This window comes from Actinomycetospora sp. (assembly GCF_036497585.1).
Taxonomy (GTDB): Bacteria; Actinomycetota; Actinomycetes; order Mycobacteriales; family Pseudonocardiaceae; genus Actinomycetospora.
Window position 1 is genome coordinate 26,785 of sequence record NZ_DASXJD010000227.1, and the last position, 16,208, is coordinate 42,992.

Genomic DNA, 16,208 nt, shown 5'->3' on the forward strand with positions numbered 1-16,208 from the left:
GGCGCCGATAGTGTGCGCTGGTGCTGCTCTCCGACCGCGACATCCGCGCTGAGATCGCCGCCGGACGCGTCGCGCTCGACCCGTACGACGAGACGCTGCTGCAGCCCTCGAGCGTGGACCTGCGGCTGGACCGGCACTTCCGGACGTTCAACAACCACGCCTACACCCATATCGACCCGGCGCTGCAGCAGGACGACCTGACACGGATGGTCGAGCCCCCTGACGACGAGGCGTTCGTCCTCCACCCCGGCGAGTTCGTACTCGGATCGACCTACGAGGTGATCACGCTCCCGGACGACGTCGCGGGTCGGCTGGAAGGAAAGTCGAGTCTCGGCCGTCTGGGCCTGCTGACGCACTCGACCGCGGGCTTCATCGACCCCGGCTTCTCCGGCCACGTGACGCTGGAGCTCTCGAACGTGGCCAACCTGCCGATCCGGCTGTGGCCGGGGATGAAGGTCGGGCAGCTGTGCCTGTTCCGGCTCTCGTCGCCCTCGGAGCAGCCCTACGGCTCGCCGGTGTACGGCTCGCGCTACCAGGACCAGCGGGGCCCGACGCCGTCGCGCTCGTACGTCAACTTCCGCCGCGGTCTCTAGGTGCGCTTCGCCCCCGTGAACACTCATCCGCCCTATGACACGGATCAGTGCTCACGAGCGCGAAGCGCACCTACCCGACCAGCTGGCCGGCGCGGTGCACCCGGTTCCGACCGGAGTTCTTCGCCGAGTAGAGCGCCCGGTCGGCCTCGGAGACCAGGCCCTCCCCGTCGCCGGCGTGCTCGGGCAGCGTCGCGATGCCGAACGAGGCTGTCACCAGCTGGCGCCCGCTCCGCTTGAAGTCGGCCTCGACCCGCTCACGGAGACGCTCGGCGAGCGCGGCGGCGTCGTCTGGAGCCCCCTCGGTGATGAGGATGGCGAACTCCTCACCGCCGTAGCGGTAGGCCGTCTCGCCCTCGCGCATCGAGGCGCGCAGCGTGCTCGCGACCTCCTGGAGCACGACGTCGCCCTGCTGGTGGCCGTAGCGGTCGTTCAGCTCCTTGAAGTGGTCCAGGTCCAGCATGATCACCGACATGGGGTGGCCGTGGCGCTTGGCGTTCGCGACCGCGGCGTCGAGATCGGCGCCGAGCCGACGACGGTTCGCCAGCTGGGTGAGCGGGTCGAACTGGGAGAGCCGCTCGGTGGCGGCGTGCAGCCGGCTGGCCTCGATGGCCGACCCGGCGAGGGTCGCGAGCATCTCGACCGCGGACAGCGCCTGCCCGTCGACCTCGCCCTCGACGCCGTCGAAGCACTCGAGCACCCCGATGACGCGCGCACCGACCACGAGCGGGACGGCGACCGCCGGCTCGTCGTCGGTATCGGGGTCGCCCCGGGAGATCTGGCCGTAGCGCGCGGAGCGGCCGACGACGCCCACCCCGAGGTTGCAGTGCGACTCCAGCGGCGGCACGGCTCCACGGTCCGAGTCGTAGGCGAGCTCCAGCCCGCCGCCGTCCTCGTCGAGCAGCCAGAGCAGCACCCGCCCGTCGGTGACCGCCACCGCGGCCTGCACCGTCGAGTCGACGACGTAGCGGGTGTTCAGTGACCCCGCGATCTCACGGGTCATGATCAGGATCGTGCGCAGGCGGTCCGTCTGGGCCTGGAGGCGCTCCGCCTGGGCGGTGGTCTCCTCGTGCTGGTGGCGCAGCGCCACGGTCATGTCCGCCAGACCGTCACGCAGGGCGACGAGCTCGGCCGAGCCCGCCACCGGCTCGGGAGGATGGAGCCGTCCCTCGGAGATCCCCCGGACCGAGGCGAGGAGGCCGTCGACGGGCGCGACGACGTGGCGCTCGAGCCGTCTCCGACCACGCAGCGCGACACCGAGCGTGGCCAGCCCGACGAGCACGAGCAGGACCCCCACACCCCACTGGGTGATCGTCGACGTCCGCTGGCTGTCGTCGATCGCCTCCAGCGTCGCGGCGCGGGTGTCCGCCTTGCGGCCCTGGTAGGAGTCGAAGAGCGCCTTGCCCTGCAGCAGGAACGCCTCCGTGCCACCCGGCGGCGGGATCTGGCGGGCGGAGTCGGCCCACTCGGTGCGCCAGCGCTGCTGGGCGAGCAGGAGCTGCAGCACGCTCTGCCGCAGCGCCGGCTCCTCGAGCAGGTTCACCATCTGGGTGTCCGCGGACGCCAGCGCGGGACTCGCCTTCGTCGCCTCGTCGGCGAAGAACCGGTCCCCGGTCGCCAGGTAGCCCCGCAGCGCGGAGTCCATCTCGAGCATCGCCTGGTGGGAGTCCTCGACGGCGAGCAGTCCGGCCTGCAGCCGGTCGTCCGCGGGCTGCGTCACCGCGGCGCTGTAGAGGACCCGGAACACGACGAGGAGGACGATGAGCAGGGCGGCGACGGAGACCGTCATGCCGAGACGCTGGACCTCGGTGATCAACCTCGGTGCCCGTCTCAACCCGCCCACGCCCCTCCGAGGGTCCTAGCCCCACGCGGCTCCGGACGGATGTCCGGAACCTTCCCCCTGCACATCACCACTCGGAGGCATGACGTTAGCCGGTTCGGGGAACAGGGCACAGGTTCTTTGTGCCCGAGCTGAGACCGTCCTCCCCGGACGGGACCCGTAAGGGGTAGTGCGTAGGCCGAACGGCCGAGGAAGCGTGCTCGGTCAGGCGGTCATCGACCCGCGGGGACCCCGCCCCGAGGGCATGCGGACGACCGTCGGGTCGGCCGCGCGGTGCCGGCTCGGCTGCTGCGGCGTGAGGAGACGGTGCACCAGCAGGTCGATCTCGGTCGGGTAGGGCACGCCTCCCGAGGGCGAGGTCTGCCAGGCCGCGAGCTCGGCGACGGCGGCCTGGGTGGCGGCCCGCTCCGAGCTCTCCTGCTCCGCGGCCAGGTGCAGCACCGGGACGCCGAGCCGCACCGCACTGCGGGCCGCGGCGAGGGCCGCCTCGGTGCCACCCCGGACGACGACACCGGCCGGGGGCTCCTCGGCGAGCAGCGTGTCGAGGCGCACGACCATCCGGGCGGCCTCCTCGGCCCAGGTCGCGCACGGGCCGTCGAGCAGCAGCAGCCGTCCGGCGGGGGCGCCGAGGTCGTCGAGCGCCTCGTCCACGCCGAGGGGATCCGGGCCGGTGGCGACGAGGACCGGTTGCACCGGACCATCGATCTCCTGCTCGTGACCGGCGTGGGCGGCGCGTCCGAGCGGCGCGAGGACCGCAGCGTCCTCGGCGGTGGCGACGACCACCACGAGCTCCGGTGTCACCGTCGCGGTCCCGTCGGCAAGTCCGCCGACCGCGTGCTCACGCTGGGTCATGATTCACCTACCTCGCCGTCCGTCGCGGTTCACCCACGGGCCCAGCACACACCACATCGTCCCTGCGGGACAGACGACTGCTCCAGGATTACCGCTTGGGCGCAATCAGATTCACGCTGTGTCACCCTCAGGGTTGCGATCTCACCGAGACCACGACGTGATCCGAGTGAGTTGCACACATGTCGTTGCGGTATGCGGCTTCGGACGTCGCGGCGGGCAGGGGGTGGATCAACCGCCGCGGAAGCCGGTGTATCGTCGTCGACGATCAGGCGAGTGTAGTTCAATGGTAGAACATCAGCTTCCCAAGCTGAGAACGCGGGTTCGATTCCCGTCACTCGCTCCACGAGGAAAGCGCAGGTCACAGGCCCGCCCCCGGTGAACCGGAGGCGGGCCGTCGTCGTTCAGGCCTGCGCGGTCCCGACCTCAGGCGCGCGGCAGCACGTTGTTGTTCAGCCGGAAGAAGTTCTCCGGGTCGTAGACGGCCTTGATCTCGGCGAGCCGCCGCAGGTTGCGCCCGAAGGCCGTCGCTACGTCGGCGTCGAGCGGCTCGTCGTCCCGCCCGGTGAAGTTGAGGAACGGCGTGCCGTTCCCGTAGCGCGTCATCTCCTGCCAGGCCGACCGGGTCCACGCGATCGCGGAGGCGTCGTCGGCGGCGTCGCTCCACATGCTGTCGAAGGACACCATGAACGGCGCCGATCGCTCGGGGAACGCCGTCTCCTCCGCGCCGACGTCGTGCACCGCGCCGCCGAGGTGGAACGTGTTGGCGAGGCTCATCGGCCCCGGCCGGTCCGCGGCGCGGGCCGCGATCGCGTCGATCGCGTCGTCGGTGAGCTCATCGAGGTACTGCGACTTCCAGTACGCGCGCAGCGCCTGCCGCGGGAAGAAGGGGTCGAACGCCGTCTGCACGGCGGTGTAGGGCATGGGCTGGGACAGATCGAACAGCGGGGTGCCGAGCTCCCGCAGCGGCTGCAGCGTCGTCATCCCGTCGTCGACGTCCCCGCAGTGGACCGCGCCGACGATGGCCACGGGCCGGTCGTGGATGACCTCGGGCATGCCCGGTGCGGCCGGGAAGGTCATCGTCACGATGAACGAGGTGACCTCCCGAGGTGCCCCGACGACGTAGTCGCGCCAGCCGCGCTCGATCCGGCCGAGTTCTCCGAGGGGGTAGAACGCGCCGGCGAAGGCGACGACCGGTCCCACGGGGTGCAGTCGGAAGGTGAAGGACGTGACGACCCCGAAGTTCCCACCGCCGCCGCGCAGCGCCCAGAACAGGTCGGGGTTCTGCTCGGCGGAGGCGGTGACGACCCGGCCGTCGGCCAGGACCACCTGGGCCTCGACGAGGTTGTCGCACGCCAGGCCGTACTTCGCGTTGAGGTGGCCGTAGCCGCCGCCGAGCGTGAGGCCGGCGACGCCGGTCTCGGAGACCCGTCCCAGCGGGGTGGCCAGCCCGAAGGCCTGGGTCTCGCGGTCGACGTCACCGAGCAGGGCGCCGCCCTGGACGTGGGCCAGCCGGCGTTCGGGGTCGACCTGCACGCCGCGCATGAGCGACAGGTCGATGAGCATGCCCTCGCCCACCGAGGACAGGCCGGCCACCGAGTGCCCGCCACCCCGGACCCCGACCAGGAGCCCGTGCTCCCGGGCGAAGCCCACCGCGTCGACGACGTCCGCGGTGCCGGTGCACCGGGTCGAGATCGAGGGCCGTTCCGGGTGCATGGCGTTCCAGGCCACGCGTGGCTCCGTGGCGACGTCGGCGCCGTCGGGAGCTACGACCTGGCCCCGGAGGTGCGCCCGGAGCTCCTCCAGCACGTTCTCGGGAAGCTGCTCCCGAGACCCGTCCGGCCTGACCGCCGTCACCGTCATGACCCGTCACCTCTCCTCGCCCCCAGCGCGATGGCGGTCGTCGTCGACCACCCGTAGTGACGGTAGGGGCCGCCGCGAGATCGATACGTCCCCCTTTCGGCCGCTTGACGCAGGAGAACCGACACGTCACGTGGCGGCCTCAGATGGGAAGCGCACCTACAGGGCCCTCGCGCGAGGTCACTGCTCGGCGTCGTCCGGCGGCTCCACCCCGACGTCGCGGTGCGTGTCCCGGCGCAGGCTCTCGTTCCAGTGCTCCTCGCCCCGCCCCACGCCCTCGGCGCGGTCGACCCCGAGGATCTGGGCCACGAACCGTGCCCGCATCCGCTTCACCTCGTCGGCCACCGCGTCGTCGACCGCCGCACCCAGCTCGGCGTCGTCGCCACCCGCCCCGCCCTCGACGTCGTCGTCGGCCATCCGACCTCCCGGCACCGTGTGATCGTCCCCGGGGTGCCCGCTCCTGCGCGTGATCGACCAGGGAGCGGATCGCGGAGGTCGGTGCCAGGCTCTCCCGATGTGACCAGCGTCCTGGACCCCGAGCTCGCCGCGGCCATCGAGCGCCTCACCGCCGACGGGTGGCTGCCGATCACCCGCCCCGAGGTCGAGGAGGCGCGGCGGAACTACCGCGACCTCGCGCTCATCCGGCGGGGCGCGGGCCAGGAGCCGGTCGCCGCGGTGCACGACGACGTGGTCACGGGCCCCGACGCCGACGTGGTGGTCCGCGTGTACACGCCCGACGCACCCCGCGACGTCACGGTGGTCTGGCTGCACGGCGGGGGCTGGGTGGTCGGCGACCTCGACACCGGCGACGCCGCCGCCCGCCGCGTCTGCACCACCCTCGGGGCCACCGTGGTGTCGGCGGACTACCGGCTCGCACCCGAGCACCCCCACCCCGCGGCGCTGCAGGATGCCCACGCCACCCTGCGCTGGGCGTCGGGGCACGTCGGCGGGCGCCTGGTGGTCGGAGGGGACAGCGCCGGCGCCGGGGTCGCCGCCGGGGCCGCCCTGCTCGCCCGCGACTGGGGCCCGCAGCTCGACGCGCAGCTGCTCCTCTACCCGGGCGTCGACCCGACGATGTCGCACCCCAGCGTGGTCGAGAACGCCGACGGCCCGTTCCTCACCGCTGAGGACATGCGCTGGTTCTGGGAGCGCTACGTGCCCGACGAGCACGCGCGGCTCGACCCGTCGGTGAACCTCGGGGAGGCCGCGCGCCTGGGCGAGCTCGACGGGCTGGCGCCGGCGGTGGTCGCCACGGCCGAGTTCGACCCGCTGCGCGACGAGGGCCTCGCGCACGCCGCCGCGATGAGCGCCGCGGGCGTGCCGGTCCGCGTACTGCACGGCGAGGGCCTCGTGCACGGCTACTTCGGACTGGCGGCGGCCTCGGCCGCCGCGCGGGCGGAGGGTGACCGGGCGCTGGCGGCCCTGGCCGAGCTCCTCGCCGCGACCGGCTGATCGCGGCCACCTCCCGCCATCGGGCCCGTCGACCTGAGCCGTAGCTGAGGCGGATCGTCCGGATGCCGTGCGTGACACACCCGGACGCGCCGACCACGACGAGTCGCCTCTTCGGGTCGCCGAGAGGTCGGGACGTGTGACTGGTCCGCCATCGACCCCGCCCACCGGCCGGACGCGCAGGAGCCCTGACCGTTCACCGCCCCGGAACGGGGGGTTCCCGGCCGATCGATGCGCCGGGCGGCGCCCTCTCGCCGCCCGACCTCGCCGCCGAACACGGCGGGTCCGACCACGTCGTCGGGAAACGTGTCGGACGCGGGCCCTCGCCGTCGCCGCCGAGCAGGACCCCGCTATGTTCCAGCGGTCCAGATCACGACGAGGTCACGACATCCCGCCGGTTGTCACGCTCCCCAGCGGCCGCGTCGATGCGATCCCCCTGCGGCGAAGGGCGACCACGTGGCGCGACACGGCATCCCGGCCGGAACCCCTGGCTCCTGGGCTACCCGCCCTGCCTACGGCTACACGCCCGCGTTCGCCGCGCCCGCGCCCACCCGCGCGATGCCGTCCCGCGTCACCGTCCACGACCCCCGTCCGGCCGCGCCCCGGTCGGCGCCGCGCTCCCTCTCCCCGGCCACCTCGGGCAAGATCCTCGTCGCGGCCGTGGCCGCCGGCGCCGTCGTCCCGGCCGTGCAGATGATGGACAACTCGCACAGTGCCGACGCCGAGTCCGCCACCACGCAGCTCTCAGCGGCGCAGATGTCGCTGGCGGCGCAGCACGGCGCCGCCGGGTCGGCCGCCTCCGCGCCGTCGGCGCCGTCGGCGTCGTCGGGCGGACACGCGATCAGCGACGTCTCCACCGTCGCGATGTCGTCCGACGAGCTCGCGGCGGCCGCGAAGCCGGCCGCGTCCGGCGTCGACGACATCAGCAAGGCGATGTCGATCGCGCGCGAGAACGGGCCCCTGGAGTTCGGCCGCCCCTACTCCGCGGGCAACGACAGCACGCTCAACGGCCAGATCGCCAAGGCCCTCGGCCTGATGGGGCTGCCGCAGAAGCTCGCCCCCGGCGTCAAGCAGATCATCATGCGGGAGTCGACGGGCAACGCCGACGCCGTCAACGGGTGGGACACGAACGCCGCCGCCGGCACGCCGTCGAAGGGCCTCATGCAGCTCATCGACACGACGTTCCGCAACTCGGTGCTCCCGTCGCTGGCCGACAAGGGCATCTTCGACCCGGTCGCCAACATCACCGCGGGCGTGCGCACCATGATCGCCAACCACGGGATCAGCGCCGTGGAGAACGGCGGGCTCACGAACTCCTCGGGCAGCTACATGGGCTACGGCGGGGCGAAGCTCCCCGACGACGGGCTGGGTCGCGCCTCGTAGGTGGCCTTCGGCCTTGTGAGCACTTTCCGGGGCTATAACCCCGGAAAGTGCTCACCTGCGCGCAGCGCACCTACCCCTTCTGCAGCATCGGCCGCAGCGTGTCGAGCACCGTCGCGTCGTCGATCGTGGAGGGGACCATCGCGTCCTGCCCGTCGGCGATCTGGCGCATCGTCTTGCGCAGCACCTTCCCCGAGCGGGTCTTTGGCAGCGCCGGCACCACGGAGACGTCCTTGAACGAGGCCACCGCGCCCACCTCGTCGCGCACGAGCGCCACGAGCTCCGGCCCGATCTCGTCCTCGCCGCGGGTGACGCCCGCCTTGAGCACGACGAACCCGCGCGGCACCTGGCCCTTCATCGAGTCCGCCACCCCGATGACCGCGCACTCGGCCACGTCCTGGTGCCCGGCGAGGACCTCCTCCATCGACCCGGTGGAGAGCCGGTGGCCGGCGACGTTGATGACGTCGTCGGTGCGGCCCATGACGAAGACGTAGCCGTCCTCGTCGAGGTAGCCGCCGTCGCCGGTGAGGTAGTAGCCCTCGTAGCGCGACATGTAGGACTCGCGGAACCGCTCGTCGTCGTTCCACAGGGTCTGCAGGCAGCCCGGCGGCATCGGGAGCTTGATGACGATGGCCCCCTCGTCGCCGGCGGGGAGCTTGGACCCATCGACGTCGAGGATCTCCACCTGGTAGCCCGGCACCGGCACCGAGGGCGAGCCGGCCTTGAGCTCCATCGGCTCGAGCCCTCGGAGGTTCGCCGCGATCGGCCAGCCGGTCTCGGTCTGCCACCAGTGGTCGACCACCGGGACGCCGAGCTTCTCGGAGGCCCAGGTCCACGTCTCCGGGTCGAGGCGCTCCCCGGCGAGGAAGAGGGTCTGCAGCGAGGAGATGTCGTAGTCGGCCAGCAGGACCGCGTCCGGGTCCTCCTTCTTGATGCCGCGGAACGCGGTGGGCGCCGTGAACAGCGCCTTCACCCCGTGGTCCTGGATCACCCGCCAGAAGGCGCCGGCGTCGGGGGTCCCGACGGGCTTGCCCTCGTAGAGCACCGTCGTCGCCCCGGTGAGCAGCGGCGCGTAGACGATGTAGGAGTGGCCGACGACCCATCCGACGTCGGACGCGGTGAACATGACCTCGCCCGGCCCGACGTCGTAGATGGCCTCCATCGACCAGCGCAGCGCCACCGCGTGCCCGCCGTTGTCGCGCTGCACGCCCTTGGGCTTGCCGGTGGTGCCCGAGGTGTAGAGGACGTAGAGCGGGTCGGTCGCGGCGACGGAGACGCACTCGGTGGGCTCGGCGGTCTGCATGGCCTGCGCCCAGTCGACGTCGCGGTCGGTCATCGCCGCCTGCGCCTGGGGACGCTGCAGGACGATCGAGCGCCCGGGGTCGTGCTCGGCGAGCTCGATCGCCTTGTCGAGCAGCGGCTTGTACTCGATGACCCGCTTGCCCTCGATGCCGCAGGAGGCGGACACGATCGCCGACGGTGTGGCGTCGTCGATACGCACCGCCAGCTCGCGCGCCGCGAACCCGCCGAACACGACGCTGTGGATCGCGCCGAGCCGCGCGCACGCGAGCATCGCGATCGCCGCCTCGGGGACCATCGGCATGTAGATGATCACCCGGTCGCCCTTGCCGACACCGACCGAGCGCAGCACCCCGGCGAAGCGCGCGACGAGGTCGCGCAGTTCTGAGTACGTGTACTTCTGCCGGCTGTCGGTCACCGGCGAGTCGTGGATCAGGGCCACCTGGTCGCCCCGGCCGGCGTCGACGTGGCGGTCGAGCGCGTTGTGGCAGGTGTTCAGCTCGCCGCCGGCGAACCAGCGCGAGAAGGGCAGTGCCGAGGCGTCCATGATCGTCTCGGGCTCGGTGTACCAGTCGATGAGGGACGCGGCCTCGCGCCAGAACCCGTCGGGGTCCGTCATGCTCCGCTGGTAGGCCTGCCGGTACTCGCCGCTCATGGACGACGAGGCTGCCACGACGGGTGACGTGGCGCACCCGTCCGGACGGACGTCGTCGATCAACCCTTGATGCGGCGCCCCGAGGTCCGGGCGGCGGCCAGGATCTCCCCCGGGTCCACCCGGGTCGGGGCGCGGTCGGCCAGCACCGGCTCGCCCGCCACCCACACGTCGCGCACCGCCCGGGCACCCGCCGACCACACCAGGTTGGAGACGAGCTGGGCGTCGTCGTCGGGATCGACGAACGCCGGGTCGTCGAGGTCCACGTGGACGACGTCGCCCCAGGCACCCGGCCGCAGCCGGCCCAGGTCGTCGCGGCCGAGGGCCTCGGCGCCGCCCGCGGTGGCCAGGTGCAGCACGTCGGCGGCGGTCAGCGCGGTGGCGTCCGCCCCGCGCTGGCGGGCGAAGAGCGACGCGAGCCGCTGCTCCTCCCACAGGTCGAGGTCGTCGTTCGAGGCCGGCGAGTCGGTACCCAGACCCACCCGTAGACCCGCGGTGAGCATCTCGGCGACCCGCGCGACACCGGCCGCGAGCTTCGCGTTCGAGCCCGGGCAGTGGGCGACGGCGACGTCGTGCCGGGCGAAGATCTCCAGGTCCTGGTCGGAGAGCTGGATCGCGTGCGCGGCGAGGACCCGCCCGTCGAGGCTCCCGGTCGTCTCGAGCATCGCGGGCACCGAGCCGTAGACGGCGCGGACCTCGTCGTCCTCACCCTGCGCCTCCGCGACGTGGATGTGCAGCAGCGCGTCGCGCTCACGGGCCGCGGCCGCCGTCGTCGCGACCGCATCGGCGCTGAGGGTGTACGCCGAGTGGGCGCCGTACCCGAGCTCGACGCGCTCGCCGGGCCCGAACCGCAGCCCGTCGGCGTCGATCCAGGCCGAGATCGCGTCACGCATCTGCTCCCAGGTGCCCAGCCGGTCCATCCCGGGGGCGGTGATGATCCCGGGGGTCATGACGACGCGGGAGCCGAGCTCGAGCACGGCGTCGACGACGGTGTCGGCCCAGAAGTACATCTCGGTCGAGGTGGTGACGCCGTGGCGCAGCATCTCCAGGCCGCCGGCGAGCATCCCGGCGCGCACGTCGGGCGCCTCGAGGCGGGCCTCGGCGGGCCAGACGACCTCGGTGAGCCAGCGCATCAGCGGCAGGTCGCCGCCCATCCCGCGCAGCAGCGCCAGCGGGGTGTGCGCGTGGGTGTTGACCAGGCCGGGCATGAGCAGGCCGGACAGCGTCGTCGTCGGGACGTCGGTGGCGGGGGCGTCGGCGCGGGGGCCGACGTGGGTGATGCGACCGGCGTCGTCGACGTCCACGACGGCGTCGCGCCGGATCCCCGCGCCCTGCGCACAGGTGAGGACGATCGGGGCGTGGAGTCGCCGGGCGCTCATGGGTCCCAGTCTGGTGAGTCGGTGGCGAGGGCGGCCAGACGGGTCAGCTGTCGGCGCATCATGACGAGGTCACCCCACGCGAGGGCGTACCGGAGCAGGGTCCCGACGACGCCGCGGGTCCCGTCGAGCACGACGGTCGCGACGAGGCGGGTGCGGCCGGGCCGTCGGGACGCACGGCGTAGGTGATCGCGAACTCGGCGACGGGGCCGGCGGCGCCGCGACGGCGTCGACGGATCGTCACGTGCTCGCCGTGGGCGAAGGAGTCGATCACGAAGAGCACGAGCAGGCGCGGGCTCGTGGTCGCGCGGGTCCAGCGGGCGACGGGGGCGGGCACGAGGGCGTCGGCGGGCGTGGGGCGGGCGCGCTCGGTCGACGAGGTCCCCCGTGCTCCGGCGCGTCCACGCCGTGCAGTGTGCGGCGTTCCGGCGAGGGGCGCCCACGGCCGATCTAGTCGACCGAAGGTGCCCTTCGCTCGGAAGGGTCCTACCGGTCCAGCAGCGAGCGCAGCGACCGGAGCGGCTGAAGCCAGGCACCACCGGGAGGCAGCGTGTCGAGGCTGACCCGGGGGAGCGGCTCGCGGAACACGCCCTCGATCTCCTCGAGGTCGAGGAACGCGACGACGTCCGAGGCCACCGCGAACGCCGCGTACTCCCGGAACCCGATGACGGTCACCCGGACGCCCTGCTCGACGAGCTCCTCGAGCGGCTCCTTGAAGGCCCGCCCGTCCCCGGAGGCGACGACGACGTGGGTCAGCGTGCCCTCGGCCTGCCGGCTCTCGATGTGGGCGAGCATGTCCTCGTCGACGTCGGAGTCGTCCGTCGACTTCGGCTTCGCGAAGACCGCGAACCCGACGTTGCGCAGCGCCTCGACCCACGGGCGCACGATCTCGGTGGAGCCGGGCACGACGTTGGTGAACACCGTCGCCTCGGCGACGCCCGCCGGCCCGGCCAGCCCGAGCAGCCACCGACCGACGGCGTCGAACCGCGGCCGGAAGGCCGAGGTCGGGCGCGTCCCGAGCAGCGAGCCGAGGCTCATGTCCATGTTCGGCGCGTCCCAGACCAGCAGCGTGCGCGGCGGGCCCGTGGGCTCGACGACGGGGACGTCGGCGACGTCGGTCGACCCCCCGGCCAGGGTGTCCGGCGGCGTCGCGGCGTGCGCGAGGTCGGCCGGGGACGGCGAGGGGGAGGGCGCCACGGGGCCGACTCTAACCGCCCGGCGGTGACGGGTGCGCCTCGCGATCACGAGCCCCCGTCCGTGGTCGCGGGGCCGCCGGCACGGCGCACGAGGAGGAGGTCGCGGCTCGGGCGTCCACCGGCCTCGGCGCGGGTCTCGAACTTCGTCCGCGGTCGCCAGGCGGGTCGGGGCGCGAAGCCGCCGTGCGGGTTCTCGAGCATCGGCTCGGCGTCGGTGACCTCGAGCATCCACTCGGCGTAGTCGGCGACGTCGGTGGCGAGGTGCAGCGTCGCCCCGGGGCGCAGCCGCGAGGCCATGAGCGCCACCGTCTCGGGCTGGACGAGGCGGCGCTTGTGGTGCCGGCGCTTCGGCCAGGGGTCGGGGTAGTAGACGCGCAGGCCGTCGAGCGAGCCGGGCGCGATGCGGTCGCGCAGGACGACCACGGCGTCGCCGCGCAGCAGGCGCACGTTCTCCAGCCCCGCGGCCTCGATGCGCATCAGCAGCTGCCCGAGCCCCGGCGGGTAGACCTCGACCGCGACGTGGTCGACCTCCGGTTCGGCGGCGGCGAGTGCCGCCGTCGTCTCCCCCATGCCGGACCCGATCTCCACGCGCAGGCCCGCGTCGCGCCCGAACCACGCCGCCGGGTCGAGCCGGCCGTCGGCCTCGAGCAGGTTCGCGCGGCGCCCGCCCGGCGCGAGGTCGGCGAGATCCGCGCCGAGGTGTTCCCACGACCGGTCCCAGGCCCGTTGCTGCCCCGGTGTCATCCGCCCGCCGCGGTCGGCGAAGCTGACGATGCCTCGCCGCGCCGCCGTCGCGCGTTCCTCGATCCCGGCCGCGACGGCGACCGGTCCCGTGTGCTCCTGACCCACCGCCCGATCCTCACACGGCGGCGTCGGGGAGGCGGCGGCCGGCGGTCAGCCGGACCCCGACTCGATGACCTTCGTCTGGTCGCGACCCTCCGGCGGGGGTCGCCGGCCGCCGCCGCGCAGCGACGCGGCCACCTGGCGGGCCCGGGCGTTGTTCCGCACGCGCGTGAGGACGATCAGCGTGATGACGTGCAGGACCCCGAGGAACAGCAGGATGCCCCCGACGCGGGTGACGACGAGCTGGACGGTGCCCTGCACCGTGAACGGCTGCCACGTGGAGATCAGCGCCAGGAAGCCCAGCGCGACCAGGTGGAAGCCGACCCCGAGCAGCCGCGTGATCGACTGCGCGACGTCCTGATCCCCGAAGACGTCGCGCAGGAAGCCCAGACCGGTCCGCATGAGGATGCGTCCGACGATCACCGTGACGATGAGCCCGATCACCACGATGAGCAGGTACGTGCCCGTGTCCGGCGTGGTCACACTCGGCCCCTTCTGCGGTCCCGTGAACGCCGGTGACGTCCCGGCGGTATCCAGCATCCCCGGATCGGTGATCGGGCGAAACCCCGTAGCCCACGTGACGCCGGTGACGGGTGCGGCGTGTGGGGTGGTCACGGGTTCCCCGGAACGGGCCCTGCGGCCCGGATCCGCTCCCTACGCTGCCGCACGACGCCGACGACGAGGGAGGTGGCGGGGTGGGCCACTGGGCGCAGGACACCGCGCGGGCCTGCCGCGAGGTCGCGCCCGGCGTCGCGCTCCCCACCGCCGATGCCCTGGACGCGGCGGCGGCCCGCGCCGGGGCGACACCGGCCCTCGTCGTCACCGGCCCGGTGTCCTCGGGGAAGTCGACGCTGGTCAACGCCCTGGTCGGACGCCGTGTCGCGCCCACCGGCGCCGGCGAGTGCACCCGGCTCGTCGCGCGCTACGTGCGGGGGCCGGTGGACCGCCTCGACGTCGTCCTCGCCGACGGTGCCCGGCGCCCGCTGCCGCTGGCCGACGGCGGGCGGGTGCCGGCCGCCGTCGGGGACCGGCTCGGGGTCGACCCGGCCGACGTCGACCACCTGCTCGTCACGCTCACCAGCGACGCCCTGGACGGGCTCACGGTGGTCGACACCCCGGGCACCGGCTCCGCGCGGCGACGGCCGCCCGTCGGGGGCCGCAGCCCCGCCGACGACGCCGTGGCCGCGCTGGTCGTGCTGCCGGCCTCGGCGCGCCCGGACGAGGTGGAGCAGCTCGCCGGGCCGGCGCGGCACGGCCCGGCGGGGATCGTCGCGGTCCTGGGCCGGGCGGACACCGTCGGCTCGGCCGCGGACGCCGAGACGGTGGCCGCGACCCTCGGACGCCGGCTCGGGGCGCGGCTGGGCGAGGTGACCCCCGTCGTCGGCCTGCTGGCGGAGACCGCGACGACGGGTGCCCTGCGGGCCGAGGATCGGCACGCCCTGGCCGCGCTCGCCGGCGCCGACGCGGCGGGGGTGGACGACGCGCTCGCCGACCCCGAGCTGTTCACCCACGCCGACCTCGGTGTCCCCGCCGCCGTCCGGGCACGCCTGCTCGACCTGCTCGATCGGCGGGGAATCGCGCTCGCGGTCGGGATGCTGCGCGAGCGCCCGGACGCCGGTGTCGGCGACCTGTGTGCCGGCCTGCTCGCCGCGTCCGGTCTCGACGCGGTCGTCGCGCGGCTGCGCACCGAGGTCCGCGCGCGCGCCGACCTGCTGGCCGCGGCCGCGGGCGAGCGACGCGTGGCCGAGCTGCTCGGGGCCGAGCGGGCGGCGGTGCGCGCGGACCGCCGGGCGGGCCGGACGCCGGGCGCCGGGACGCGCGACCTCACGCGGCTCACCGACCTGCTCGAGGACCTGCGGGCCCGCCCGCTGCACCTCGAGCTCGCCGTCGTCGAGGCGGCCGACCGCGCCCGCAGCGGCGCCGTCGAGCTCCCCGAGGACCTGGCCGCGGACCTCGACCTCCTCGCCGGCGCCCGGCTCGCCGACCCGGACCGGGCGCGGCTCACGGCCCTCGCCGGGCGGGTCGGGCTCGGTGCCGCGGCGGGGGCGGGCGAGGTCGGCGGGCACGCCGCCCGTCGTGCCGCGGCCTGCCGGTCCGACGCGACCTGGGGCAGCCCGCCCGCGCGCGCCGACGTCGCCGGGCTCGTCCACCGCGGCTGGGCCCGGGTGTGGGGGGAGCTGACGACGTGAGCGGGCCCGTCGCGGCCGCGGAGTCGCTGCCCGCCGAGGTGGCGGACGCGCGGCGCGAGGTCGAGCGGGCGCTCACCGCGGCGGGGGTCCCCGTGCGCCCATCCGGACCCGGCGTGGGGCCGCCGGTCGCCGCGCTGGTCGGCGCCCCCGGGCGGGGCAGGCGGGCCGTCGCCGCGGCGCTGGTCGACCTCCCGCCCGACGGCGTCGGGCCGGCAGTGACACGGATCGGCGCCGGCCCGCCGGCTCCGGGGCTGCTGCTCGTCGACGTGCCGTTGCTCGACGAGCTCGCGCTGACCGTGCCGCCCCGCCCGCGCGACGGCGGCTGGGACCCGGGCCCGGACGCGTCGGCGCTCCTCGTGGTGGTCGGGGCCGGGTCGCCGATGGACGCGGCCGAGCTGGACGCGCTCGCGGCCGCGGCCGGGCAGGTGGAGTCGGCGGTGTTCGCTCTGGTCGGCACCGAGGCCCACCGCGGCTGGCGGACCGTGCTCGGGGCGGACCGCGAGCTCGTCGCGGAGCGGGTGCCGCGCTTCGCGGACGCGGCGTGGTTCCCGGTGTCGCCGGTGCTGGCCGCCCGGGCCCGCGGCACCGGCACCGACGGCGAGCCACTGCGCCGCCGGGCCGGGATCGCCCCGCTGCAACGCCACCTGCAGGCCCTCCTCGCGCGGCGGCGCCGGATGCTCGACGA

The 16,208-nt window shown here is 74.3% G+C and carries 14 protein-coding genes and 1 tRNA gene; 5 read left to right on the plus strand and 10 right to left on the minus strand.

The features are described 5' to 3' along the window. Positions 1 to 20: 20 nt before the first annotated feature. The gene (gene dcd, locus VGH76_RS24020; protein ID WP_331559271.1) at positions 21 to 593 is read left to right on the plus strand and encodes a dCTP deaminase; all 573 of its coding nucleotides are present in this window, start codon (positions 21 to 23) and stop codon (positions 591 to 593) included. A 70-nt stretch (positions 594 to 663) separates the two neighbouring features. Here dcd and VGH76_RS24025 read toward each other — a convergent pair whose 3' ends face one another. Further along, a complete protein-coding gene (locus VGH76_RS24025; protein ID WP_331559272.1) occupies positions 664 to 2,379 on the minus strand; it encodes a GGDEF domain-containing protein in 1,716 nt (571 codons plus the stop codon). 255 nt (positions 2,380 to 2,634) lie between these two features. Continuing rightward, the gene (locus tag VGH76_RS24030) at positions 2,635 to 3,282 is read right to left on the minus strand and encodes a UDP-N-acetylglucosamine 2-epimerase (RefSeq protein WP_331559273.1); all 648 of its coding nucleotides are present in this window, start codon (positions 3,280 to 3,282) and stop codon (positions 2,635 to 2,637) included. A gap of 269 nt (positions 3,283 to 3,551) precedes the next feature. Here VGH76_RS24030 and VGH76_RS24035 point away from each other — a divergent pair. Beyond that, positions 3,552 to 3,625: transfer RNA gene (locus tag VGH76_RS24035), tRNA-Gly, on the plus strand. An 80-nt stretch (positions 3,626 to 3,705) separates the two neighbouring features. Here VGH76_RS24035 and VGH76_RS24040 read toward each other — a convergent pair. Further along, positions 3,706 to 5,142, minus strand: coding sequence for an FAD-binding oxidoreductase (locus VGH76_RS24040; RefSeq protein ID WP_331559274.1), 1,437 nt, complete (start codon positions 5,140 to 5,142; stop codon positions 3,706 to 3,708). A 177-nt stretch (positions 5,143 to 5,319) separates the two neighbouring features. Then, complete coding sequence (locus VGH76_RS24045) at positions 5,320 to 5,556, minus strand: hypothetical protein (RefSeq protein WP_331559275.1); 237 nt, start codon at positions 5,554 to 5,556, stop codon at positions 5,320 to 5,322. 99 nt (positions 5,557 to 5,655) lie between these two features. Here VGH76_RS24045 and VGH76_RS24050 point away from each other — a divergent pair, with 99 nt between their 5' ends. Continuing rightward, positions 5,656 to 6,591, plus strand: coding sequence for an alpha/beta hydrolase (locus VGH76_RS24050; RefSeq protein WP_331559276.1), 936 nt, complete (start codon positions 5,656 to 5,658; stop codon positions 6,589 to 6,591). Positions 6,592 to 7,044: 453 nt separating this feature from the next. Continuing rightward, the gene (locus VGH76_RS24055; RefSeq protein WP_331559277.1) at positions 7,045 to 7,971 is read left to right on the plus strand and encodes a transglycosylase SLT domain-containing protein; all 927 of its coding nucleotides are present in this window, start codon (positions 7,045 to 7,047) and stop codon (positions 7,969 to 7,971) included. Positions 7,972 to 8,041: 70 nt separating this feature from the next. Here the strand turns inward: VGH76_RS24055 and VGH76_RS24060 are convergent, their stop codons facing one another. From VGH76_RS24060 to VGH76_RS24085, 6 genes are all read right to left on the minus strand, one after another. Next, a complete protein-coding gene (locus VGH76_RS24060; protein WP_331559278.1) occupies positions 8,042 to 9,922 on the minus strand; it encodes a propionyl-CoA synthetase in 1,881 nt (626 codons plus the stop codon). A 59-nt stretch (positions 9,923 to 9,981) separates the two neighbouring features. Beyond that, complete coding sequence (locus tag VGH76_RS24065; RefSeq protein ID WP_331559279.1) at positions 9,982 to 11,298, minus strand: amidohydrolase family protein; 1,317 nt, start codon at positions 11,296 to 11,298, stop codon at positions 9,982 to 9,984. A 58-nt stretch (positions 11,299 to 11,356) separates the two neighbouring features. After that, positions 11,357 to 11,632, minus strand: a complete 276-nt coding sequence (locus tag VGH76_RS24070; RefSeq protein ID WP_331559280.1) for a hypothetical protein — start codon at positions 11,630 to 11,632, stop codon at positions 11,357 to 11,359. Positions 11,633 to 11,781: 149 nt separating this feature from the next. After that, positions 11,782 to 12,492 carry an NYN domain-containing protein gene (locus tag VGH76_RS24075; protein ID WP_331559281.1) on the minus strand — a complete coding sequence of 237 codons (711 nt, stop codon included), beginning with the start codon at positions 12,490 to 12,492 and terminating at the stop codon, positions 11,782 to 11,784. Between the two features lie 44 nt (positions 12,493 to 12,536). Beyond that, positions 12,537 to 13,235, minus strand: coding sequence for a tRNA (guanosine(46)-N7)-methyltransferase TrmB (gene trmB, locus VGH76_RS24080; protein ID WP_331559318.1), 699 nt, complete (start codon positions 13,233 to 13,235; stop codon positions 12,537 to 12,539). A gap of 150 nt (positions 13,236 to 13,385) precedes the next feature. Continuing rightward, entirely contained in the window at positions 13,386 to 13,817 is a 432-nt protein-coding gene (locus VGH76_RS24085; protein ID WP_331559282.1) for a hypothetical protein, read from the minus strand. A gap of 212 nt (positions 13,818 to 14,029) precedes the next feature. Between VGH76_RS24085 and VGH76_RS24090 the strand changes: the two genes are divergently transcribed. Continuing rightward, positions 14,030 to 15,523, plus strand: a complete 1,494-nt coding sequence (locus tag VGH76_RS24090) for a dynamin family protein (protein ID WP_331559283.1) — start codon at positions 14,030 to 14,032, stop codon at positions 15,521 to 15,523. Positions 15,524 to 16,208 lie beyond the last annotated feature (685 nt).

Excerpts from the sequence above, each read along its gene's own strand:
- VGH76_RS24025 (WP_331559272.1), bottom strand. The coding sequence starts at position 2,379 with ATGACGGTCTCCGTCGCCGCCCTGCTCATCGTCCTCCTCGTCGTGTTC.
- trmB (WP_331559318.1), bottom strand. The coding sequence starts at position 13,235 with ATGACACCGGGGCAGCAACGGGCCTGGGACCGGTCGTGGGAACACCTC.
- VGH76_RS24065 (WP_331559279.1), bottom strand. The coding sequence starts at position 11,298 with ATGAGCGCCCGGCGACTCCACGCCCCGATCGTCCTCACCTGTGCGCAG.
- VGH76_RS24045 (WP_331559275.1), bottom strand. The coding sequence starts at position 5,556 with ATGGCCGACGACGACGTCGAGGGCGGGGCGGGTGGCGACGACGCCGAG.
- VGH76_RS24040 (WP_331559274.1), bottom strand. The coding sequence starts at position 5,142 with ATGACGGTGACGGCGGTCAGGCCGGACGGGTCTCGGGAGCAGCTTCCC.
- VGH76_RS24060 (WP_331559278.1), bottom strand. The coding sequence starts at position 9,922 with ATGAGCGGCGAGTACCGGCAGGCCTACCAGCGGAGCATGACGGACCCC.
- VGH76_RS24030 (WP_331559273.1), bottom strand. The coding sequence starts at position 3,282 with ATGACCCAGCGTGAGCACGCGGTCGGCGGACTTGCCGACGGGACCGCG.